The 22,813-nt window shown below is 36.0% G+C and carries 19 protein-coding genes; 17 read left to right on the top strand and 2 right to left on the bottom strand.

Annotated features, from left to right (window positions below; translation table 11 throughout):
- Positions 1-6: 6 nt before the first annotated feature.
- The 3 genes from dhaL (at position 7) to F5ESL0261_RS05510 (ending at position 1,940) form a co-directional block, all read left to right on the top strand.
- Positions 7-591 (top strand): dihydroxyacetone kinase subunit DhaL, encoded by a 585-nt coding sequence (gene dhaL, locus F5ESL0261_RS05520; protein WP_045928164.1) that lies wholly within the window; start codon positions 7-9, stop codon positions 589-591.
- Positions 588-959, top strand: coding sequence for a dihydroxyacetone kinase phosphoryl donor subunit DhaM (dhaM, locus tag F5ESL0261_RS05515; protein WP_109586356.1), 372 nt, complete (start codon positions 588-590; stop codon positions 957-959). The genes dhaL and dhaM overlap by 4 nt, the downstream gene beginning before the upstream one ends.
- Positions 960-1,220: 261 nt before the next feature.
- Entirely contained in the window at positions 1,221-1,940 is a 720-nt protein-coding gene (locus tag F5ESL0261_RS05510) for an MIP/aquaporin family protein (RefSeq protein ID WP_045928162.1), read from the top strand.
- Between the two features lie 58 nt (positions 1,941-1,998).
- Here the strand turns inward: F5ESL0261_RS05510 and F5ESL0261_RS05505 are convergent, their stop codons facing one another.
- The gene (locus F5ESL0261_RS05505; RefSeq protein WP_122052472.1) at positions 1,999-2,880 is read right to left on the bottom strand and encodes a LysR family transcriptional regulator; all 882 of its coding nucleotides are present in this window, start codon (positions 2,878-2,880) and stop codon (positions 1,999-2,001) included.
- A gap of 205 nt (positions 2,881-3,085) precedes the next feature.
- Between F5ESL0261_RS05505 and F5ESL0261_RS05500 the strand changes: the two genes are divergently transcribed.
- From F5ESL0261_RS05500 to F5ESL0261_RS05485, 4 genes are all read left to right on the top strand, one after another.
- A complete protein-coding gene (locus F5ESL0261_RS05500) occupies positions 3,086-4,870 on the top strand; it encodes an FAD-binding protein (RefSeq protein ID WP_122052529.1) in 1,785 nt (594 codons plus the stop codon).
- 194 nt (positions 4,871-5,064) lie between these two features.
- The gene (locus F5ESL0261_RS05495; RefSeq protein ID WP_122052470.1) at positions 5,065-6,480 is read left to right on the top strand and encodes a DASS family sodium-coupled anion symporter; all 1,416 of its coding nucleotides are present in this window, start codon (positions 5,065-5,067) and stop codon (positions 6,478-6,480) included.
- 131 nt (positions 6,481-6,611) lie between these two features.
- Positions 6,612-7,568, top strand: a complete 957-nt coding sequence (locus tag F5ESL0261_RS05490) for a N(4)-(beta-N-acetylglucosaminyl)-L-asparaginase (protein WP_122052467.1) — start codon at positions 6,612-6,614, stop codon at positions 7,566-7,568.
- Between the two features lie 26 nt (positions 7,569-7,594).
- Positions 7,595-8,233 (top strand): copper homeostasis protein CutC, encoded by a 639-nt coding sequence (locus F5ESL0261_RS05485; RefSeq protein WP_122052465.1) that lies wholly within the window; start codon positions 7,595-7,597, stop codon positions 8,231-8,233.
- Positions 8,234-8,285: 52 nt separating this feature from the next.
- Here the strand turns inward: F5ESL0261_RS05485 and F5ESL0261_RS05480 are convergent, their stop codons facing one another.
- On the bottom strand, positions 8,286-10,097 hold the full coding sequence (locus tag F5ESL0261_RS05480; protein WP_233560900.1) for an FAD-dependent oxidoreductase: 1,812 nt from the start codon (positions 10,095-10,097) through the stop codon (positions 8,286-8,288).
- Between the two features lie 130 nt (positions 10,098-10,227).
- Between F5ESL0261_RS05480 and F5ESL0261_RS05475 the strand changes: the two genes are divergently transcribed.
- The 10 genes from F5ESL0261_RS05475 to F5ESL0261_RS05435 all read left to right on the top strand — a co-directional run bounded on the left by F5ESL0261_RS05475 (position 10,228) and on the right by F5ESL0261_RS05435 (position 22,802).
- Positions 10,228-11,124, top strand: coding sequence for a LysR family transcriptional regulator (locus F5ESL0261_RS05475; RefSeq protein ID WP_122052463.1), 897 nt, complete (start codon positions 10,228-10,230; stop codon positions 11,122-11,124).
- A 57-nt stretch (positions 11,125-11,181) separates the two neighbouring features.
- Positions 11,182-11,358, top strand: a complete 177-nt coding sequence (locus F5ESL0261_RS10120; protein ID WP_158595198.1) for a hypothetical protein — start codon at positions 11,182-11,184, stop codon at positions 11,356-11,358.
- 790 nt (positions 11,359-12,148) lie between these two features.
- Positions 12,149-13,522 carry a branched-chain amino acid transport system II carrier protein gene (gene brnQ / locus F5ESL0261_RS05470; protein WP_122052461.1) on the top strand — a complete coding sequence of 458 codons (1,374 nt, stop codon included), beginning with the start codon at positions 12,149-12,151 and terminating at the stop codon, positions 13,520-13,522.
- A gap of 97 nt (positions 13,523-13,619) precedes the next feature.
- Positions 13,620-15,677, top strand: coding sequence for a copper-translocating P-type ATPase (locus tag F5ESL0261_RS05465; protein ID WP_233560899.1), 2,058 nt, complete (start codon positions 13,620-13,622; stop codon positions 15,675-15,677).
- Between the two features lie 183 nt (positions 15,678-15,860).
- Complete coding sequence (locus tag F5ESL0261_RS05460; RefSeq protein WP_109586348.1) at positions 15,861-17,264, top strand: class II fumarate hydratase; 1,404 nt, start codon at positions 15,861-15,863, stop codon at positions 17,262-17,264.
- A 31-nt stretch (positions 17,265-17,295) separates the two neighbouring features.
- Positions 17,296-18,693, top strand: a complete 1,398-nt coding sequence (locus F5ESL0261_RS05455) for a flavocytochrome c (RefSeq protein ID WP_122052459.1) — start codon at positions 17,296-17,298, stop codon at positions 18,691-18,693.
- A 182-nt stretch (positions 18,694-18,875) separates the two neighbouring features.
- Complete coding sequence (locus tag F5ESL0261_RS05450) at positions 18,876-19,805, top strand: L-lactate dehydrogenase (RefSeq protein ID WP_034979673.1); 930 nt, start codon at positions 18,876-18,878, stop codon at positions 19,803-19,805.
- Positions 19,806-19,824: 19 nt separating this feature from the next.
- Positions 19,825-20,535 (top strand): methyltransferase, encoded by a 711-nt coding sequence (locus F5ESL0261_RS05445; protein WP_109586346.1) that lies wholly within the window; start codon positions 19,825-19,827, stop codon positions 20,533-20,535.
- A gap of 5 nt (positions 20,536-20,540) precedes the next feature.
- Complete coding sequence (locus F5ESL0261_RS05440) at positions 20,541-22,007, top strand: DASS family sodium-coupled anion symporter (RefSeq protein WP_122052457.1); 1,467 nt, start codon at positions 20,541-20,543, stop codon at positions 22,005-22,007.
- Positions 22,008-22,802 carry an alpha/beta fold hydrolase gene (locus F5ESL0261_RS05435; protein WP_122052456.1) on the top strand — a complete coding sequence of 265 codons (795 nt, stop codon included), beginning with the start codon at positions 22,008-22,010 and terminating at the stop codon, positions 22,800-22,802.
- Positions 22,803-22,813 lie beyond the last annotated feature (11 nt).

The raw sequence follows: 22,813 nt of genomic DNA, 5'->3' as shown, positions 1-22,813 counted from the left end.
AATAATATGGGATTAACGGTTAAAAACGTAGTTGAATGGATCAATAAATTTTCCGTAAAAATTGAGCAGAATAAGCAATTTTTAAGCGATTTAGACACTGCAATTGGCGATGGGGATCACGGGTTTAATATGAGCCGAGGCATGAATGCCGTCAGTCAAAAACTGGATTTAGAGCCAAAAACTATTACTGATGCATTTAAACAAATTGCAATGACTCTTATTTCTACTGTTGGTGGAGCTTCAGGCCCATTATATGGCACAGCTTTTTTAGAAATGGCCAAGAAGAGCGCTACTAGCGATGATATTGGTGAATTACTGGATGCTGCATTAGCTGGTATTAAAAAACGTGGCGGTGCTAAACCAGGTGACAAAACGATGGTTGATGTTTGGTCAGTGCTCGTACCTGAAGTGAAAGCGCATAATTTAACTCAAGAAAAAATTGATTCTGCTGTAGCTGCAACTAAAGATTTAGTAGCAAAAAAGGGTCGTGCTTCATATTTGGGAGAGAGATCAAAGGGTCATGTTGATCCCGGCTCACAATCTAGCGGCTATCTCTTTGAAGCTTTACTGGAAACTGAAGGTATACTATGAGTTTAGGCATTACGTTAGTATCACATGTTCCCGAAATACCTACCGGTTTGACTAAACTTTTAGATCAAGTTGCCAAAGATGTATCAATCACAAATGCTGGTGGAACAAATGAAGAAGATATAGGTACCAGTATGGACAAGGTTTTGCAAGCTTTTTCTGACAATAAAGCCGATGAAATTTTGGCTTTTTATGATCTTGGAAGTGCCAAAATGAATCTTGAACTGGCGATGGAAATGACTTCTAAAAAGATTCATTTGTATGATGTAGCTTTTATTGAAGGTGCATATACTGCTGCTACTTTGATTGAAGCGGGAGTTGATTTAACTGAAATAGAAAAACAACTTGAACCCTTAAAAATTAAAAAATAGGTTTAAAGCTTCAATTTAAAAGACTTTGCTAAAAATAACAGTTATAAAAATATAACGGAATTTTTTAAGAATTTAAATATAAATGCTATATAATCAAAGAAATTAAATAACAGTTTCTTAAACAATTTTTTAAAAATTATTTTATTTAAAGAAAGTGTTTACACAAGCAAAATTTTATAATATATTTTGTTAGGGAGTAATTTACTACTAAACATTATTTGAGGCTTATGCAGCCTAATAATCAAAGTAGGAGATTAAAAAATGAATAATAGTTTAACAATGCAATTAGTGGGAGAGTTCATTGGAACTATCATCTTAGTATTGCTCGGAGATGGCGTTTGTGCCGGTGTCAATTTGAACAAGTCGAAAGCAAAAGGCAGTGGCTGGATCGTTATTTCTTTTGGTTGGGGTTTTGCCGTAACTTTCGGAGTATTTTGTGTTAGTTGGCTTTGCCCAGGACATTTTAATCCGGCAGTGTCATTAGGAATGGCTATTGCAAACAAATTGCCATGGTCTTCAGTTTTACCATATATGCTAGCTCAAATTGCTGGGGGTTTTATCGGTGGCATTTTAGTTTGGCTAACCTATTTTCCTCATTGGGAAGAAACCACTGATCAAGAAGGCATTTTAGGTTCGTTTGCCACAACGCCTGCCATTAGAAACTATACTTGGAATTTCTTTACTGAAATGATTGCTACGTTTGTTTTGGTATTTGGCTTGTTGGGATTAACCAATGCTAAATTGGCACCAGGATTAAACCCATTACTAGCAGGATTTTTAATTACCGCAATCTGTTTGTCCTTAGGAGGACCAACTGGAATCGCGATTAATCCGGCCCGTGACCTGGGACCAAGACTTGCACATCAGTTTATGCCAATTGCCAACAAAGGTGGCTCCGACTGGGCTTATAGTTGGGTTCCAATTTTTGGACCACTTTTAGGTGGCGGAATTGCCGCATTTTTGTTTAATGTTATTGCTTAAACTTAAAAAAGTTCATGACTTTAAAAAGTCGTGAACTTTTTTTATTTGCAAAATTTCACTACGGTTTAAAATTGCGTAATATTTCAATTCCTTTCTGCTGATATTTATTAGGTATAAAAGTTTTTCTCATAGCAATTTGCATATATGCCCAAAGCCGCTGGCCAGGTTTTAAATGAATCACGTGAATGTCAGAAAAGTCTTTAAGACTGCTTTCCATTACTAAAGCTATACCAACATTACGCTTGACCAAATCAATTAAAAGTTTCATTGTAGTTGCAGTATAGGAAATTTGAGGAGTAAAATCCCCTAGTTTTGCTTCTTGTTCCAAGCATTCCCTTGTCAAATAGCCTCGAGTGCGAGCGACAAATTTGCACTCACGCAAGTTGGCAGCACTAATTTCATGAACGTTATGCCATTTATCAGTGTTACTAGTAATTACCACCAGTTCAGTTTTTTGTAAGTTATGAATAAAATATTCGGGATCATTAATGGGAACCATCCATGAATAAATAGCAACATCGACATTGCCATTGGTTAAATCAGCAAATGCGTCTGCAGATCGCTCTATCTTTGATTCAATTAAATCTGTAATTCCAGCTTGATAAAATTGTTGAATAATGTCGGCAATATATAAACTACCGGCTTCGCCAGAAAAAGCGAGTCGGATTTTTTTATCGCTGGCGTGCATCACGTCGTAATTGATACTTGCCATATCTTGTAATAATATTTTTGCTTTACGATATAGTAGTTCTCCGGCATCAGTTAAAGCAATCTTGCTTTTGCGATTTTTTTGTAAAATCAATGGATCTGCGAATTTATCCGCCAGGCGTTTAATAGCCATTGAAATTGTCGGTTGAGTAACATCAAAAGTATTAGCAGTTAGCGTATAATTACCAGTTTCGACTAATTTACAAAAATATAATAGATCTTTTTCGTTCATTTGTACTTCCTAAATAAATTTTATTTATAAATGTATCTTTTTAAATTATATTAAAATTCACTTTAATGTACAAGAAGTACTTGCTACTATGCATTTTATCGCAACTAAGAAAGCTAAATTATGAGAAAAATTTAATTAGATTTAAAAAGCACTTCAAGCTATATTTACCAAAAGAACGATTTATAAGAAAGTTAAGGTGAAAAATTTGATCTACGATTCAACTCTCGAATGGGATGCCGTTTATGACGTAATTGTAGTCGGATTCGGTGGCGCTGGCGCTAGTGCTGCTAGATTCGCAGCAGATAACAATGCCCATGTTCTACTGATAGATGCGGCTCCTGAGGGTCATGAAGGGGGTAATACCAGATACGCTGGTGGTGCATTCGCGTGGGGTGACAATTTTGAGGATCTACGTGAGTATTATAAACAAACTTATTATCCCTTCAAGTATGATCCTAAAGATCTAGCCGCTTTTGTCAATAATGTTTTAAAAATGAAAGAATATTCACAAAACTATTTTGGCATTGAAGCTCAGTACACTGGTAGAAGACCTAAAGGTGAATATCCAGAATACAAACATGCGGAAACCATGCGCTCACAAAGCATGACTTCTGGTATGTATAATGGCGGATTCTGGAAATTATTACGTAAAAAAGTTTACGAGCGTTTAGACAAAATTGATGTTTGGTTTGAAAGTCCTGCACAACATTTAATTCAGGACCCCAACACTAAAACCATTTTAGGTGTGCAAATAAAACACAAAGGAATCAATAGAAATGTAGCTGCCAAAAACGGAGTTGTTTTAGCTTGTGGTGGCTTTGAAAATAACCAAGATATGGTTCAAAACTTTTTAGGTCAAGGTTCTTTAGCTCCAATTGGTACTTTATATAATCAAGGTAAAGGAATTGATTTAGCAGTTGAAGCTGGCGCTAGACTGTGGCATATGTCCAACTATGATTCACATGGTTTTTCTTTAAGAGAAGGCGCGCCAAGAGAAAAATTTGCCTATATGATCAACTGGAAGAACTTGTTTAATGGCAGTATTTTCGTTGCTGGCGATGACGGGACGCGGTATTACCGTGAAGACGAAGAGGACCGTCATGGGTACAAATACAACCACGGTAACTGGATTATGCCTCCTAACCAAAATCATCCACATATTATCATGGATCAAAGACAATTTGAGCAACTAGTTAATGACGATTCAGATAAGGCTGAACAAATTAAAAGCCTGATCACCTATGCAGTAAAAGCAGAAACTATTGCTGAATTGGCTGACAAGATTGCCGCACCAAAATTAGCTGAAGCTGTCAGTGATTTTAACTTTTTAGTCAATGAAAAAAAGCGCGATATGTTTTTAAATCGTAAAATTGAAACAATGCGTGCTTTTGGCGCAGGTCCATATTATGCTATCCCAATTTGCCACAACATTCTGCATACACATGGTGGCGCTCGTCGTAATGAAAATTGCGAAGTTTTGGACATGGAGAATAATGTTATTCCTCATTTATATGAAGCCGGTGAATTAGGAGACATTTTTGCTACCAAATATGTTGGTGCAAACAGTATTGCTGATTTGTTAATTTCTGGCAAAATTGCCGGAGAAAATGCAGCTTGGCCTAAAAGAAAAATGGCTGAAGTTGATGTGGTTACAGGAGCTTCTGAAAATCCTGATCTAAAAACTGATGCTCATGCTTCTTCAACTGATTTTGAAGCTGGCCCAAATCAGGGTATTGGTATTAGCGAAAATGGCATTAATGATGTACCAATAGTTGTGCGGATCACCATGTCAAGTGATAAAATTTCTCAAATTGAGACACTACAAGAAAAAGAAACTCCTTATTTGGGAGGAAAAGCAATCCCGGTTCTAACTAATGAAATGATTGAAAAGCAAACTACAGAGGTTGATGCTATCAGTGGCGCAAGTACAACTAGTGCTGCTTTTAAAGAAGCTGTCAACCAAGCGATTAAGAATGTTGAACGACAATAAATGAAAAGCTTTGTGATAGTTCTAAGTATTAACAATTAACAAATAGATTTATAACTTGCTATTGACCGTATACCCCAAAATATCGCAAGGTTAGTGATTTTAAATAATTGATAACGAATACTTTGAACAAAAGCAATGCTTTAAAACTTATAAGCTTTGCATTTCATAGAAAAAGCACTGCAAAAGGAGAGAAAATGTTAGATAAAATTCAATGGAAAAAGTGGGTTTTACCACTAGCTATTGGCATTGGCTTATGGCTGTTAACTCCATTAAAACCAGCGGCAATTAACGTTCAAGCTTGGCACCTATTCGCTATATTTATTGCAACTATAATTGCCTGTGTAACTAAACCTTTACCAATGATGGCAACTACAATAATAGCGGTGGTGATTGCTACATTAACCGGTATTTTTAAGATGGAAGAAGTCACTGCCGGTTTTGGTAATTCCACGGCATGGATGGTCGCTATGTGTATGTTTATGGCGGCCGGCTTTATTAAATCAGGTCTTGGTAAAAGAATTGCCTATTTCTTTGTAAAAACTTTTGGCAAGAGAACTTTAGGTTTGGCTTATGCCTTATCGTTAGTGGAAACTGTTTTGGCAGTTGGTATCCCAAGTAACAACGCTCGTGTTAACGGTATTATGTACCCAATTATTGATAACTTATCAAGAGAAATGGGTTCAGATCCTAAAAAGGGAACTGAGCGTGACATGGGTTCATTCCTTGTCTTTACAGAATACGAAGTTAACATCGTTACTTCCACAATGTTTTTAACTGGTTTAGCCGGTAACATGGTGGCATTAGGAATAGCAAAGACGCAAAACGTTACCATTTCGTGGATGCAATGGTTTGTAGCTGCAATTGTACCGGGCATAATTTCCTTAATATTAATACCTTTTATTCTATATAAAATATATCCGCCTAAGATCAAAGAAACACCTAATGCTCATGCTTGGGCAAACAAAAAGTTACAAGAATTAGGCAAAATGACGGCTGCAGAAAAAATCATGGGTGTGATTTTTGTCCTGTCGGTTGCATTATGGTTAGTAGGTTCTAGGTTTGGCATTGACGCTACTTTGGTGAGCTTTATTGCAGTTGCATTACTATTGGTATTTGGCGTAATTAATGTTAAGGATATTTTAGGTCAAAGTTTTGCTTGGAACATCTTGACTTGGCTTTCAATTATCATGTTGATGTCACAAAAATTAATGACTTTGGGCTTTTTCCCTTGGTTCTCAAAGACTTTAGGTAGTGCACTTCATGGTATGAACTGGGTTTTAGTACTGGTAATCTTATTCTTGGTTTACTTCTACCTCCACTATTTATTTCCAAGTGTTTCTACACAAATTTCTGCTCTTTACGCAGGATTTCTCTCAATTGCGATTGGTGCCGGAGTGCCACCTGTGATGGCAGCGTTAATGTTAGCTTTGGACGGTTCTTTATACTTGTCAACTTCAAGCTATTCGGCAGGTCCTGCTGCTTTGCTTTCTTCAACAGGCTATGTTTCTAACAAAGATTGGTGGAAACTAAGCGCCATAATTGGTGTTGTACTTAACATCATCTGGTTAGGCGGCGGTCTGGTTTGGACTAAACTTATCGGCATGTGGTAATAAAAAGACTTTGAATTTTTGGTTCAAAGCCTTTTATTTTTGATTCAAATTTGTCTTTTAAATTTGTAGCTTGTTAGTTTAAGGAGTCTAGTTTACTATTATTACTATACCGAATAAAAAGGAAGATCATAATGAAAAATTGGGCTGTAATATCAACTTGGAGCATGTCATACGATGGGTTGTTAAAAGCAAGCAGTATGTTGCAAAACGGTGAGAGCGCAGGAGATGCCGTTGAAAACTTAATAAAAAAAGTTGAATCTTATCCTCTCTATAAATCAGTAGGGTATGGCGGACTTCCGAATGAAGATGGAGTCGTCCAAATGGATGCTGCGTTCATGAATGGTGATACTTTAGCACAAGGTTCAGTCGCGGCCATTGAAAATGTTAAGCATGCTGTTTCTGTAGCCAGAAAATTAAGTTTAAATAAAACTAACAGCTTTTTAGTCGGAAAAGGTGCTGCTAAATTTGCTATGCAAAATGGCTTTGAAATGACTAACATGCTGACAGAAAGAGCAAAAACAATATGGCAAAATAAGGTAAAAGAGCAGTTTAAAACTGGACTGCATCCCTATGATGGGCACGATACTGTTGGAGCAGTCACACTTGATCAAGCTGAATCGATGGCTGCAGCTACATCAACTTCAGGCTTATTTATGAAAAAAGATGGTAGAATTGGTGATTCACCGTTATCGGGTTCTGGATTTTATGCTGACAGTCATATTGGGGCAGCCACTGCAACAGGTTTGGGAGAAGATATTATGAAAGGTTGTCTTTCATATGAAATAGTTCGCAGAATGGCAAAAGGTCAGTCTCCTCAAGATGCTTGTGACACAGCACTTTACCCATTTTGTGAAGATTTAAAACAGCGCTATGGTCAAGTAGGGGAAATTTCTTTAATTGCTTTAAATCGAAAAGGTGAGTGGGGAGTAGCTACTAATGTGGAATTTCCTTTTTGTGTTGCTAATGAAAAACAAAAAGCTCAAATTTTAATGGCCAACCTTGGAAAAAATCAAAAGACTCAGATTGAGCCTATTTCACAGTCTTGGTTAGATGATTATCAAAAACAAATCAATGCTCCGGTCGAGTAACGTTTAACTAAAAGAAAGAGAATAAAATGCTAAAAGAAGCGTGTGTTGAAAATTTTTATAATATTCCTCATGTAATTAAGGCTGGCGCTGACAGATTAGAGCTGAATAATGATTTGGCGTTGGGTGGCACTACGCCTTCCTATGGCGTAATAAAGAAATCTGTCACTTATGCTGAGAATTTTAAAATACCGGTTGTCATAATGATTAGACCTAGAGGTGGAGATTTTGTTTATAACGAAAATGAAATCGGCATAATGGCTGATGACATTGAAGCGTCTGCCAAACTGGGTGCTCAAGGAGTGGCTTTTGCATGTTTGACCAACAATAATCAAATAAATAGAATTCAAATGAAACATCTAATTACACTAGCTCGTTCCTTAAACGTTGAAGTCGTTATGCACATGGCTTTTGATGACATATCAAATGATAAACAGAAAACAGAATTAAACTGGTTAGCAGATCAAGGAGTCAAACGAATTTTGACACATGGTGGAAAATTAGACAAACCTATCTTGGCAACAATACTCCATTTAAAAGAAATAATTAAATGGGCGAATGATCGTATAGAAATTTTGCCAGGTGGAGGCATCACAACCGAAAATAGTAATTTGGTTAGTGCAGAACTGAATGTTAATCAACTTCATGGCACAAAAATTGTAAAATAAAAGAGCTTCAATGGAAGCTCTTTTTTGTATTATTTAAAAATTAATTAGTTAATTAAAGTTCTTGAATATATTGCTTGGCATTTTTGGCTGCTTGTCGACCAGAATTAACATTATGAGCGCAAGCAGACCCACCTAGAGTAATCGTATATACATCACGATATTGCATAGTAGAATCCATTCCAGAAGCGTATAATCCAGGAATTTTTTCGAAATTATTACTAATAACTTCAAATTTTCTATTTGACCCTATTCCACCAACGCCAATTAAATTAGACGGATCTAAGCGAGCGATGTAGTATGGACCATCTTCCATTGAAACTAACATTTCTTTATCCTTATTGAATTCTAGATCTTTGCCATTGTCACAGTAAGAATTGTATAGTTTCATTGTCTTGGATAAAATTGTAACAGGAAGGTTTACTTTTTGTGCAAGTTCTGAAATTGAATTTGCTTTGAATAATGAATTTCCTTCGTTTTCTTTTAGAGCCTTAGCTAGTATTTCATCTGCGTTTTCAACGTTCTTGGTTAGTTTATCAAAAATTCTTTGTGTGAATATTTCATATGTGACTTTTGTAGCTTTAATTGCCATTCTTTGATATAACAAATTATACTTTTTGACATTTTCATTCACAAAACGTCTGCCATCTTGATTGACAAACACTACTGGGCCTCCAGATGGTAAAGACATAAATCCATTAATAGGATCAAGATATAAATGTACACCTTCATGAGGAAAAGCCTGAATATAGTTCATCATAAATTCTGGAGATTCTTTTAGCATATCCATTGCGCCAACTGACATAGCCATCTGATAACCATCACCAGTATTACTTGGCATTGAACAATAGTGAATATTCTTTGTTGACCAGCCTTGTTGCTCTAACAGATCAGGGTTATGTCCAACGCCCCCTGTGGCTAAAAGCGTTGCTTTTGCATTAATTTTTATATATCCTTCTGGTGTTTTTGCATAAACTCCTTTAATAGTTCCGTTTTCTTCAATAATGCTTGTAGCTGAAGTTTCCAGCAGGAATTTTACTTTAAGCTCATCAGCCTTCTTTTTCATATAAGGTACATATCCGACAGAGGCAAAACCCCCTTTAAACCAGTGAAAAGTCGGAAACATACAAGTACCATGATAGTCGTCGACTTTAGTCAACTGAACACCAAGGTTTACCAACCAGTCAATGTTATCTGCAGAATTATTAATTAAATCAACCCAAAAAGATCCGTCAGCCCTATATTGTCCTAACTCAGCTTCCTTTGAAATTATATCTTCCTTTTCTGCATGTATACCGGCAGCTTTTTGCATTTTAGTGTTAATTCCAAAAATACCTTCAACACCGCCACCATTTCCGGCCACGAAACCGTTCTTGTCAATTACGATTGTACTTAAATCAAGTTGACGAGCTTGAACCGCTGCAGCCAGTCCTGATATCCCGGCACCTACAATTAAAAAGTCGGTATTATATTCCTTAACAATTTGTTCTGGTTTCGTACGCCAGGAAGAAAAGTCGTTAGAAAAATGCGCTGAAACATGTCTTTTATTCAGATTAATTTCTTTTTGCTCTTTCTTGTATTCTTGAGCGTTGCCTCCTGCTTGCTCAATGACTTTTTCTACTGCATTTAACAGACCATCAACAGAATGTGTTGCTCCAGAAATTGCATCTACGGATAAACTTTGATTCTTAATAATTTCATTTGGAACTTTAGTAAATACTGTCTCTTCTAAACTTCCAGGAATCATTTTCTTCTTTGTTTTAATTTTACAAATTTTGTCATTTTTAATTTCGACCTCTAATGGCATTTCTTCATTTTCGTATTCATGAGCTATAATGTCATAATTTCCAGATGTAAGTTTTTTCACTTTAAATTTCCCCTTTCATTTCAGTGATTACGCCAATGCTTACAAAAATAAATATAACATTGTTCAATTGTTTACAAATAATCTAGAATATGATTATTAATAAGATTTACTTATTAAGAAAGGAATAGAAATGAACTTTGAACATTTAAAAGTATTTGTAAATTTGGCAGAAACTTTAAATTTTTCCAGGACGGCTATAGAAATGAATTTATCACAATCAGCTGTTTCGCAAATTATTTCTTCAATGGAAAATGAGCTTAATTTTTTCTTATTTAAAAGGACTAGAAAAGAAGTGCATCTGACTGAAAGTGGAAGGGAATTTTATCATTCTATCAAGCCATTATTAAATGTTTATGATAAGTCGGTTCAAAAAGCAAAATCGGCTGCTATTAGAAAAAGGAATAATCTAACAATAGGTTATAGTGGAACGCCTTATGAAATTTCTATATTACCGAAATTAATTGAGGAATACAACAGAAACATAGGTAATGATTCACTTTATATTTTTTTAGAAAATTTTGCGCATAATGAATTAAAAGATAGATTGATTAACGGGGACTGTGATATTATTTTTACGATGCCAGATATCATATCAAAAATGGAAAACGTAAAATATATTAATTTAGTGGAAGGTCATTATTGTGTAAATTTCTATAATTCCTCAGGGATTAAACATAATATTTTTAAAATTTCTGAGCTGAATAAATTTAGGTTGGTTTTCTCTGATAGTGAATGGTGTCCACCATCACAAAATATTTTGCAAAAATATATCGTGTCCGTGAATAAGGATGTTAATGTGGCTTATGCCAACAACATATTAAGTTCTAGTTTAATGGTAAAAGCTGGGCTTGGAGTAGGAATTTGGGCGGACTTTGTTAATGCATACCAGGATAAAACAATTACGAGTGTACCTTTAAATTATTCTATTAGACCTAAATATGGGATTGCAATGTTAGACTATGGTGTAACAACAAGTACCAAACGTTTTGCAAACTGGTTAAGCAAAAATTATTTGAAATTCAAATAATGATGAAGTGCTCCATAATAGTTAGACAATAATCTGACTATTAGGAGCACCTTTTTTATGACTAAATATTCGACTGCTTTGAAAATTGAAGTTGTTAGTAAGTATCTAGCACGCCAAATGGCTGGCTTAGGCAAAGAATATGGCATTGATTACACGGCTATCAGGAGCTGGGTGGAGCTAGTCCGCGAACATGGTTTCGTTGCTCTGAGGGTTAAACATGTTAAGCAAAAGTAGAATCTTGCTGGCTAAAAATATAATAAAATTTCTTCATCACTAAATTCTATTATTGCATGGTTAACCCTAACGTCAATGTTCCTATATCGAACACAGAAGTACTAATCCTATTTAAAATCTTATTATTTTTAATAAAAACTTTTTGATTTTTTACGCAAATGCTAGCAAATATAAATTTGTATGTAGCGTTTCTGTCACTGGAAATTTTTCAGTAGTTTCATTTGAAAATGTAGGGCTAAAGTTTCTCTTATATTTTGATATTACTTTAAGCTTTATTATTCAAGAAATATTTAGGCTTGTAATTGTGCTAGTTGACCCTTTTTTAAAAGAAAACATACTTAAAAGGGTATAAGTCCAAAAATAATCAATTTTTTGCCAATTTCACTAATTTTTCAAAATTTTAGTTGACAGAAAATAAGACATTGATTAGAATATCATTAATATTGATAAAGCGAAGAAAAGATAAGTAAGCTTACAAGTAGCGTTTAAGAGAGTCCTGTTGCTGAGAACGGACCGTGACGGCAAGCTGAAAGTAACTTTGAGCTATATGGTGAATTTTAGTAGCTATTATTGGGTACACCCATTAACGTGTTAGCGTATCGCATTTTTGCCGTACGTGAAGTGACTATGCTATTTGTCATTTTTTGATTTATAGTGCAGTAATATAGGTGGTACCGTGCTAAAGCACCCTTGATTTAAAATCAAGGGTGCTTTTTTATTACCCAAAATAATCTAGCCAACCCTTTATCATTATTAAATTTATCTGTAATTCTGTTTAGGAGGAATTGTAATGGAAGAAATTGAGCAAGATGTTAATACAAAACCTTTAACATGGAAGCAATATTTGGTAGTAGCGTCATTGTTGTTTGGACTGTTTTTTGGTGCAGGCAACTTGATTTTTCCGATTCATTTAGGTCAGCTTTCAGGAGCAAATTGGGGAATAGCTACTTTTGGCTTTTTGGTAACGGCAGTGCTTTTACCTTTACTAGCCGTTTTAGCTATTAGCGCAAGTCATGCCAAAGGAGTTTATGATATTGGCAGGCCACTGGGTAACATTTTTGCTCTAGTATTTATGGTTTTAATCCATTTGACTCTGGGGCCATTATTTGCCACCCCGCGTACGGCAAGCATTTCATTTTCAGTGGGTTTGCAACCAGTTTTGCCGAAATCTGCCGCAAAGCCAGCACTCCTGATATTCTCTGCAATATTTTTCATTTTGGCTTTTATTATTTCTTATAAACAGTCTACGATATTGACTAGTATAGGAAAAATCCTAAATCCATTATTTTTGCTGTTGCTATTTTCGATTTTTTTGTTGGCCGCCATTTCACCAATGGGTGCTGCAAAAAGTCAAAATGTCACAGCAGCGTATCAAAGTGCTCCTTTCTTCAATGGTTTTTTAGAAGGCTATAACACAATGGATGCTCTGGCCGGATTAGCTTTTGGTTATACAATTGTTTCGGCGGTAAGACAGCTGGGAAAAACTTCTGCTAAAAGCAATGCCAAAGTTACAGCTAGAGCAGGTGTGATCGCCACAAGTGCAATTGGTATTATTTATATTGGGTTAATTTGGGTAGGTGCGACAACTTTAAACCATTTTAAAATTTCTGCTGAAGGCGGCACTGTTTTCAATCAAATAGTTACTTATTATTTGGGCAATTTTGGTCATGCTTTACTTGCTACACTGGTTACACTAACTTGTTTAACAACCGCTGTAGGTTTAATAGCCGCTTTTGCACAAGACTTTCACCGTAGCTTCAATAAAATCAGCTATCATGGTTGGTTGACAATTATGACTCTTGTTTCTTTCATCACGGCTAATTTTGGTTTGGATACAATTATTGCCTGGTCAACTCCAATGCTAATGTTTTTATATCCTATTGCAATGGTACTAATTATTCTGTCAATTTCTAGTTCACTGTTTGATCGTGATCCAATTGTTTATTTTTGGGGAATAGTTTTTACATTCATTCCTGCAATATTAGACATGATTGCTTCTTTTCCTGCCGTAATTAGTCAACAGTCATGGGCATTACAATTAAGGTCATTGCAATTACGCTTCTTGCCATTCGCAGATATTGGTATGGACTGGGTAATTCCGGCTGTTATTGGATTAGCTGTTGGGTTTATTATTCATTTTTATAAAAAAGCAAAAACTATTTAGTTGTGCAAATATAATTCAAATAATTAAGCTGATATTTTGACATCACCTGTTTATAAAAGTAGATTAAAGAAAAGAGCAATTTTGGTGATTGTATAGAATGGGGCTGAATATTTTGAATAATATGAATATGAACCATAATGAAAATATGAATCATTCGATGAATAATAATTCATCAATGAAAATGGGTAATCATGATATGATGATGCATGGTGGTCACATGATGCACATGGGAAACTTAAAGAAAAAGTTTTGGGTTTCCGTTTTATTATCGTTGCCAATTATTTTTTTATCACCTGCAATGGGTGTTCATTTGCCATTCCAGTTTTCTTTCACTGGGTCTGACTGGGTAGTGGTTATTTTTGCGACTATACTTTACTTTTACGGTGGGGAACCATTCTTATCAGGTGCTTTTTACGAGATAAAAGACAAGAAACCTGAAATGATGACTCTTATTTCTCTGGGAATAACTACTGCATATATTTATAGTATTTATGCTTTTGTGAAAAATAATTTATTAAACAGTAAAGCTCAAGTAATGGATTTTTTCTGGGAATTGGCTACTTTAATTTTGATTATGCTTTTAGGTCACTGGATTGAGATGAATTCAGTGATGAACGCAAATAGTTCTGTGCATGATTTAGCTAAGCTTTTGCCTGATAAAGTGCATGTCCAAAATAACGGTCAATTTAAAGATATGGCTATTAATGATGTGCAAAAGAATGCTGTTATTTTAGTAAAAGCAGGAGAGAGCATACCTTTAGATGGGGTCATTCTAAGTGGTTCAAGTCAGGTAAATGAATCGCTAGTTACCGGTGAATCGCGAGAAATTACCCGCAAAGAAAACGATAAGGTGATCGGTGGTTCAATTAATGGTTCTGGTACATTAACGGTTAAAGTAACTAGTTCTGCTAATTCCGGCTTTTTAGCTAATGTGAATAAGCTGGTTCAGTCTTCACAAATGAATAAATCAAAATTGCAAAATCTGGCCGATAAAGTTTCCAGTTGGTTATTTTATGCGGCACTTGTTTTTGGGATTATAGCATTAATCGTTTGGACTAGTCTGCGTGGTATATCTGGTGGTCTAGAACGAATGGTCACCGTCTTAGTTATTGCCTGTCCTCACGCTTTGGGGTTGGCCATTCCCTTAGTTAATGCGAGAAGTACTTCAATTGGCGCCAAAAATGGCTTGTTAATTAGAAATCGCAATGTCATCAGCATCAGTTCAAAAATCAATTATTTGCTTTTAGATAAAACTGGAACTTTAACTGAAGGAAAATTTCAAGTTCGAAAATTTGATAGTTTGGATAAAAATTACAGTGCTGATGAAGTAATTAAGCTTATTGCCTCACTTGAGCAGGATTCAAATCACCCGATTGCTCAAAGCATTTTACAGTTTGCTAAAGAAAAGAATATTAATCTATATTCATTAACAAATAGTAAAACTTTAGATGGTAAAGGGGTCTCTGGTACTCTAAATGGAAAGGAATTTCAACTTGTAAACGAAACATCTGCTAGAAAGTTAGTGAACAATTTTCCCCAAATGGATGCTTTAAACTACACTTCAAGCTATTTAGTAGAGGGGAATGATCTTTTAGGATATGTTGCTGTTGGAGACGAAATTAAGAAGAATGCTGCTTCTTTAATTAAGCAAATTAAAGATCTTAATATCACACCAGTAATGCTAACAGGAGACAATGAAAAAGTTGCACAAAATATTGCTCATAAACTTAACATTTCTGAAGTTCATTCGGGTTTGATGCCTGCTGACAAACAAAAAATTGTTGCAGAACTTCAAGAAAAAGGCAATAAGGTAATGATGGTCGGGGATGGCATAAACGATGCTCCAAGTTTAGCAAAAGCTGATATCGGTGTTGCTATCGGAGCGGGAACAGATGTTGCTGTGGATTCAGCCGATGTCATTTTGGTAAATAGTGACCCACTTGACATTATTAGCTTTTTAAATCTTGCCCAGCATACTCAAAGAAAAACTGTCCAAAATTTATGGTGGGGAGCCGGCTATAACATTGTGGCATTGCCCTTAGCATCTGGAGTATTAGCTCCTTGGGGAATTTTATTATCTCCGGCCGTTGGAGCAGTTTTGATGTCCTTATCAACAGTAATAGTAGCTATCAACGCAGAAACATTGAAAATATGACACTTAGCATTAAGCACTCGTCAGGAGTGCTTTTTGTATTTTTAAATAAATTTTTAATTTTTAAAATGATAGCCCTTTTATTTATAAATATTGAAAAAAGCTCAAAAAACCTGTATCATGAGTGAAAGAGTAATATAAAATTTATTATCAGAAGAATGTCAGCATTAAATAAGGAGACTGAACATGAGCGAAAATGAATATCGTGTTGAGAGTGATACTATTGGTCCTGTCAAAATACCGAAAGAAGCTTTGTGGGGACCACAAACTGAACGCAGTCGCAATAACTTCCCCAGTGGTGAATTAATGCCTCTTGCAATTATTCGGGCATTTTTGCATTTAAAAAAAGCTGCTGCTGAATCAAATGTAGAAGTTGGAGATGAGCCTGAGGATAAAGGGCAAGCAATTGAGGACGCAGTTGATTACTTACTTAAATTAGATGACCATGAACTACGCAAGGACTTTCCATTACATGTATTGCAAACAGGGTCTGGAACTCAAAGCAATATGAATGTCAATGAAGTTGTCGCAAATCTAGCCAACAAGTTGCATCCACATTTGCATATTTTACCTAATGATGATGTTAATAGAGGACAATCGTCTAATGATACTTACCCTACAGCAATGAATATTGTGGCCGTTGAAGCCCTGGATAAACTCGAGCCGGCTGTGCAGCATTTAATTGATGAACTGATAGTAAAACAGAATAAGTATTGGAAAACCGTTAAAGTGGGTCGTACTCACCTGCAAGATGCTACACCAATTACTTTTGGTCAAGAAGTTTCAGGCTATATTTCTGCCTTAAAGCATGATTTGAATTATATTCAAGAACTTAAACCAACATTGTTTGAATTAGCAATAGGAGGGACCGCTGTTGGCACTGGACTTAACGCCGCGCCTGGAATGACTGAAAAAATTGCCGGTAAATTGTCCCAAGTTTACGGGCATGAATTTAAAGTTAATACCAATAAGTTTTGGGGCTTAGCTCATCATTCTGGAATTGATGTTGTTCATGGTGCATTGAAAACTTTAGCTGCTGATATGTTTAAGATAGCACAGGATATTAGATTCTTAGCTTCTGGCCCAAGAGCCGGCTATCACGAGCTCAACATTCCAGCCAATGAACCTGGATCATCAATTATGCCAGGTAAAGTTAATCCCACGCAAGCTGAAGCCGTGACCATGGCAGCTGCAAAAGTTTTTGGCAACGATACCACAATTACTTTTGCCTGTTCACAAGGAAATTTTGAAATGAACGTCTATAAAACAGTAATGATTACAGCTTTTCTTGATTCTTGTGACATTTTAACTGGTACTATTACAGGGTTTGCTGATAAAATGATAGCAGGCTTAACAGTTAATGCAGAAAAGATGGATGACTTGCTTGAAAGTTCTTTGATGACTGTTACAGCTCTGTCACCACACATTGGTTATCATGCAGCTGCGAAAATTGCCCAAACTGCAGATAAGGAAGGTACAACACTAAAGAAAGCAGCTTTAGATAGTGGCAAATTAACAGAGGAAGAATATGATAAGTGGATGGATTACATGGAGATGACCAATGTATCTCAAACTAATCCTGAGAAATAACTATTTTAATGTTTTTAGAGGAGAAAAATAAATGGGTAAATTTGTTTTTACGCCTAACGGCAGTGCAGAAATTAAAGACCGCTATGATGCTGTGATCGTTGGAGCCGGCGGAGCTGGTTTAACAGCAGCAATTCAGGCAAAAGAACTCGGACTCAATGTTGCTGTTTTTGAAAAAAATGCCGACCTTGGTGGAAATACCAATAGAGCATCGTCAGGAATGAATGCTTCTGAGAGCCTGGTTCAACTTAATGAAGGAATTATAGATAATAAGGAAGATTTTTATCAGGAGACTTTAAAAGGTGGAGGCAGACTAAATGATCGCGATCTTTTAAGGTATTTCGTTGACCATTCAGCAGTAGCAATTGACTGGTTAATGAATCATGGCATTGAGTTAACAAATTTGACGATAACGGGTGGTATGAGTAAAAAGAGGGCTCACCGGCCTGCCTCAATGGCACCTGTTGGCAGTTATTTAGTAACAGGAGCTTTGAAACAAATTAAAGAAAAAAGTATTCCTGTTTTTAATAATTCACGGGTAATTAGTTTATTACAAAATGAGCAGAAAAAAGTTGTAGGAATTGAAGTTGAAACTGATTCAGGAACTAAAAAGGTTCAAGCGACGACTACTTTACTAGCCTCAGGTGGCTTTGGTTCTTCAAAAGATTTAATACAAAAATACCGTCCAGACCTAGCGAATTACAAAACAACTAATCAACCCGGAGCTACAGGTGATGGTTTAATGTTAGCTGCTGAAATAGATGCTCAATTAGAGCAAATGGAATTTATTCAGGTTCACCCCACAGCACAGACAGACACTGATCACGTTTATTTAATAGGTGAAGGTTTACGAGGCGAAGGAGCAATTTTAGTTAACAAATCTGGTCAAAGATTTGTTAATGAACTCAACACACGGAAAATAGTTTCTGATGCAATTACTAAGTTAAATGAGGATGGAGCGTATCTTCTGTTTGATCAAACGATCCGTAATAATTTCACCGCTGTTGAATTTTATGATCATGTAGGATTAGTCAATCAAGGATCTTCCATTGAGGAATTAGCAGAAAACATTGGTGTTAACAGTAATAATCTAAAGAAAACAATTTCAAAATGGAATGAAGCTGTGAAAAACAAAAATGATAGTGAATATCAGCGAACTACTGGAATGGATCACACTATTGAGCAAGGTCCTTTCTTTGCTATTCATATTAATCCGGCTATTCATTACACTATGGGTGGAATTCATATAACTCCAAAAACTGAAGTTTTGGATTCAGACGGAAATATTATTTCAGGACTCTATGCCGCAGGTGAAGTTTCAGGAGGTTTGCATGGCAATAATAGAATTGGAGGAAACTCAATCGCTGAAACTGTAATATTTGGCAGACAGGCCGGGATACAAATGTCAGAGTTTACTAGACAATATAAATAAATATTTAAAATGCTTAGAAATTCTAAGCATTTTTTATATTATTTAAAAGATGGAAATCATTTTATATTTTTAAAAAATTGAAATTTGAATTATTTATTTTAAATATTGAAAAAATTAAAAAGTAATTTTATAATTATAAATGTAAAGGATTACATTTTTAAAAATTGAAAGGAAATGACGTTATGAATAAAAAGGTTTTATTAGTTGGTGATGGAGCAGTAGGCTCAACTTTTGCCAACGATTTATTGCAACATACTAGAGTTGACGAGCTGGTTATTTGCGATGTGGTAAAAAAACGTCCACTGGGTGATTCAATGGATTTAGAAGATATATTGCCTTTTACAGGAGAATGTAATATTCATTCGGGAGAATACTCTGATGCAAAAGACGCTGATGTTGTTGTGATCACCGCTGGTGTTCCGCGCAAGCCGGGAGAAAGTCGTTTGGATCTAGTTAATAAAAACGTTAATATCTTAAAAAGCATAATTCAACCTGTAGTTGAATCAGGCTTTAATGGAATTTTCCTTGTTTCTGCTAATCCAGTTGATATTTTAACAACGCTGACCCAGAAATTATCCGGCTTCCCTAAAAATAAGGTTATTGGAACAGGTACTTCCCTTGATTCAGCACGTTTAAAGGTAGATTTAGCACGAAGATTACATGTTCCTGTTGCTGAAGTTAATTCTATGGTCTTAGGTGAGCATGGTGATACTTCTTTCGAAAACTTTGATGAGTCAACAGTTAGTGGCAAGCCACTTAAAGATTTTGACGGTATTGACAACTCTGTGCTGGATCAAGTAGAATCAGGTATTCGTAAAAAGGGAGGAAAAATAATTGAAAATAAAGGTGCTACTTTTTATGGCATTGCGATGATGTTAACTCAAATTGTTACCGCTATATTAAATAATCGGTCAATCGCTTTGCCTTTATCAGCACCAATTAATGGTGAATATGGAATTAAAAGTGAGCTTTATTTAGGAACTCCTACTGTAATAAATGGTGCCGGAATTAGTCAGGTGCTTGAGACTAAGCTTTCTGAAACTGAAAAAGCTAAGATGCTGAACTCAGCTTCAAAAATGCAGGAAGTACTAGATAATATTACTTTAGATTAACCAAAAGAAGGCATGACGAATGCAGGTTGGAAAAAGAATTTTTTTAAAAAGAAACCTTCCACAGAAAGAGGTAATAGATGCATACAAAAAATTGCCATCGTCAAATGTGGCTGATTGTATGAATAGAACAGGTGCAATGGCACCGAGAATTAAGCTTATGTCCAATCCTCATGAGGAAATGTGTGGGCCAGCTTTTACAGTGCATAATCGTCCAGGTGATAATCTGACCATTTATGCAGCTTTAAAATATTGTCATGAAGGCGATATCGTTGTCATTGACAATGAGAATGACAATACCAGGGCCGTTATTGGCGAAGTGATGATGACCTGGCTTCGCGACCAAAGACATGTTGCTGGAGTCGTAGTTGATGGGCCAATACGTGACATAGATAGTTTGCGTGATTGGGACTTGCCCATTTATGCGGTTAGCACAACACCAGATGGACCATATAAAGAGGGCCCAGGAGAAATAAACGTTCCAATTTCTTGTGGGAACGTGAGTGTTAATCCTGGTGACGTAATTTTAGGTGATGCCGATGGTGTTATAAAAATTGCTTTAGAAGAAGCAAGTGAATTGCTTCCAGCCGTCCAGGATTTTCACAAAAAAGATGATGCCAAAGCGGCAAGTTTTCATGATGGCACAGGAAATATAAATTGGCTTGATGAAGAACTGAAGAATAAAAATTATGAAATTATTGACGATTTTTATCGCCCGGAAAATTACAGGTAATTAAAATGAAAACACTTGAAAAAGTTAATTACAAGGGATTTATCTTACCCCTAGCTGTTGGTGTTATACTTTGGTGCATCACGCCTTTGCGTCCTGCAGGTTTATCCGCTCCAGCTTGGGAAATGTTTGCTATTTTCGTAGCAACTATTGTTGGGTGTATCACTAAACCTTTGCCAATAGGCGGCACCACTTTAATCGGACTTATAGTAACGGTTTTAGTTGGTTTAGCCCCAATCAAGGACATTGCAGATCCTAAAACAGGCAAAGTAACAACTGGAATCCTCAGTGCCTTTAGCAATTCAGCTTCTTGGCTAATTGCTATGGCTTTCATCATGGCATATGGTATTAGTAAAACTGGACTGGGCAACCGTATAGCTTATTGGATGATTAAACGTTTCGGCAAGAAATCCATTGGCATCGGCTATGCCATTACTGGATTGGAATTAATTTTAGGAGCTTTGATTCCATCAAACAGTGCCAGAACTGGAGGAGTCGTTTGGCCCGTGACCGAATCAATATCTAAAGATTATGATTCTTACCCTAATGACCCTTCCAGAAAGAAAATTGGTGCCTATCTCAGTTTTATGGCTTTTCATGCCAATATTCTTTCAACTGCCCTCTTTATTACCGGCGCGGCACCGAATATGGTTGCTTCACAAATGGCAGCGCAGAAAAATTATAACATGACCTGGATTAGCTGGTTTTCAGCAGCTGTAGTTCCTGTACTTGTTGCAACTATTGTCATTCCACTTGTGATTTATAAAATTTTCCCACCTGAGATAAAAGAAACTCCTAATGCTGAAAAATGGGCTACTGATCATTTAAAGGACATGGGGCCAGTTACAAAACCAGAAAAAATTATGTCAATGGTGTTTTTACTGGCCATAATTTTATGGGTTTTATCTGGCGTTTTTGATATTCCTCAATTAGATTCAACTTTCGTTGCTTTTCTAGCGGTTGGTTTGTTGCTGTTAACTGGTGTTTTAACCATGAAAGATGCCTTAAACCAAACTGGTGCCTGGAATATTTTGATTTGGCTGTCAATTTTAATTTTTATGGCAAGTAAACTTATTTCATTTGGCTTTATTGACTGGTTCTCAAAGACTATTCAAACAAGTCTTCACGGCATCAGCTGGCAAATAGTATTAGTGGTTTTGGTAATATTAATGTTTTATACCCACTACTTCTTTGCTAGTGGAACCGCTCATATGACTGCCTTATATTTACCATTCTTGTCAGTGGCAGTAGCTACTGGTGCTCCTTTAGGACTTTCTGCAATGCTGCTTGCATTTACAGGAGCTTTCAACGCTTCAACTACTCACTATGCCAACGGCCCAGCTTCAATTTTAGCTACTACAGGTTACATTAAACAAGGTGAATGGTGGAAATACAACTTTATTTTGGGAATTATCTATTTGCTGATTTTTGGAGTAATTGGAACTTTATGGATGAAAGTTATCGGAATCTGGTAAATGCTTAATGAGAAGAGTTTTATCACTAATGATGGTATACGGATAGCATATTATGATACTGAAAAAGGCAAACAACCTGTATTGGCAATTTCCGGTATAGGAAGCACCGCAATATTATGGGAAGGAGTTGCTAAACTTTTTGCAACTGACTATCGTTTTATTGTAATAGATCCGCGTAATCAGGGACGGTCACAAAGAACATTTAAGGGACAGCGTATCAGTCGTCATGCGGCTGATTTAGCGGAACTGATTACCAAGTTAAACTTGAAAAATATTATTGCTATTGGAAATTCAATGGGTGCAGCAAATATTTGGGCTTATGTTTCATTATTTGGCTATGACAGGCTACATGCAATTATTGATTTGGATCAACCTCCCAAGATGATTCGAGATAGCTCTTGGGAGTATGGTTTTAAAGAATTAACTTGGCAGAATTATCCGGATTATCTAAAGGCAGATCTTGGCAATGGCATTTATGCTCATATCAATGATGAGATGTTTAAAAAGGCCAAAATAGAAGCCCAAAAACATCCATATAATGCTGAAGAAAATTATCTTTGTCGTATAGATCATGCTGAGCAGGATTGGCGAGATGTTTTAATTGATTTAAAAATCCCAATGCTCGTTTTAGCAGGGCAGAAATCCCCCTTTTTTGATTATCACTTCGCCTTTGCTATGGAAAGGTTAAATGTAATAATTAGCGCAAAAGTTATTAAAGATTGTGGACACTTAATTCAGGCTGAACAGCCTTCTAGCATGTATAAAGAAGTTACGAATTTCTTAAAAAAGATTTAACTCAAAGTGAG

It is taken from the genome of Lactobacillus sp. ESL0261 (assembly GCF_003693025.1).
In the GTDB taxonomy this organism is placed as follows: Bacteria; Bacillota; Bacilli; order Lactobacillales; family Lactobacillaceae; genus Lactobacillus; species Lactobacillus kullabergensis.
Note: the sequence above shows the minus strand (reverse complement) of the source record. Positions and strands in the feature narration are given on the sequence as shown.

What these genes read in the sequence shown, in the direction of transcription:
- F5ESL0261_RS05445 (WP_109586346.1), top strand. Translation starts at nt 19,825, where the DNA reads ATGCAGGTTGGAAAAAGAATTTTTTTAAAAAGAAACCTTCCACAGAAA.
- F5ESL0261_RS05495 (WP_122052470.1), top strand. Translation starts at nt 5,065, where the DNA reads ATGTTAGATAAAATTCAATGGAAAAAGTGGGTTTTACCACTAGCTATT.
- F5ESL0261_RS05455 (WP_122052459.1), top strand. Translation starts at nt 17,296, where the DNA reads ATGGGTAAATTTGTTTTTACGCCTAACGGCAGTGCAGAAATTAAAGAC.
- F5ESL0261_RS05475 (WP_122052463.1), top strand. Translation starts at nt 10,228, where the DNA reads ATGAACTTTGAACATTTAAAAGTATTTGTAAATTTGGCAGAAACTTTA.
- F5ESL0261_RS05440 (WP_122052457.1), top strand. Translation starts at nt 20,541, where the DNA reads ATGAAAACACTTGAAAAAGTTAATTACAAGGGATTTATCTTACCCCTA.
- F5ESL0261_RS05510 (WP_045928162.1), top strand. Translation starts at nt 1,221, where the DNA reads ATGAATAATAGTTTAACAATGCAATTAGTGGGAGAGTTCATTGGAACT.
- F5ESL0261_RS05505 (WP_122052472.1), bottom strand. Translation starts at nt 2,880, where the DNA reads ATGAACGAAAAAGATCTATTATATTTTTGTAAATTAGTCGAAACTGGT.
- F5ESL0261_RS05460 (WP_109586348.1), top strand. Translation starts at nt 15,861, where the DNA reads ATGAGCGAAAATGAATATCGTGTTGAGAGTGATACTATTGGTCCTGTC.
- F5ESL0261_RS05435 (WP_122052456.1), top strand. Translation starts at nt 22,008, where the DNA reads ATGCTTAATGAGAAGAGTTTTATCACTAATGATGGTATACGGATAGCA.
- F5ESL0261_RS05485 (WP_122052465.1), top strand. Translation starts at nt 7,595, where the DNA reads ATGCTAAAAGAAGCGTGTGTTGAAAATTTTTATAATATTCCTCATGTA.
- F5ESL0261_RS10120 (WP_158595198.1), top strand. Translation starts at nt 11,182, where the DNA reads ATGACTAAATATTCGACTGCTTTGAAAATTGAAGTTGTTAGTAAGTAT.
- F5ESL0261_RS05465 (WP_233560899.1), top strand. Translation starts at nt 13,620, where the DNA reads ATGGGGCTGAATATTTTGAATAATATGAATATGAACCATAATGAAAAT.
- F5ESL0261_RS05450 (WP_034979673.1), top strand. Translation starts at nt 18,876, where the DNA reads ATGAATAAAAAGGTTTTATTAGTTGGTGATGGAGCAGTAGGCTCAACT.
- brnQ (WP_122052461.1), top strand. Translation starts at nt 12,149, where the DNA reads ATGGAAGAAATTGAGCAAGATGTTAATACAAAACCTTTAACATGGAAG.
- dhaL (WP_045928164.1), top strand. Translation starts at nt 7, where the DNA reads ATGGGATTAACGGTTAAAAACGTAGTTGAATGGATCAATAAATTTTCC.
- F5ESL0261_RS05490 (WP_122052467.1), top strand. Translation starts at nt 6,612, where the DNA reads ATGAAAAATTGGGCTGTAATATCAACTTGGAGCATGTCATACGATGGG.
- dhaM (WP_109586356.1), top strand. Translation starts at nt 588, where the DNA reads ATGAGTTTAGGCATTACGTTAGTATCACATGTTCCCGAAATACCTACC.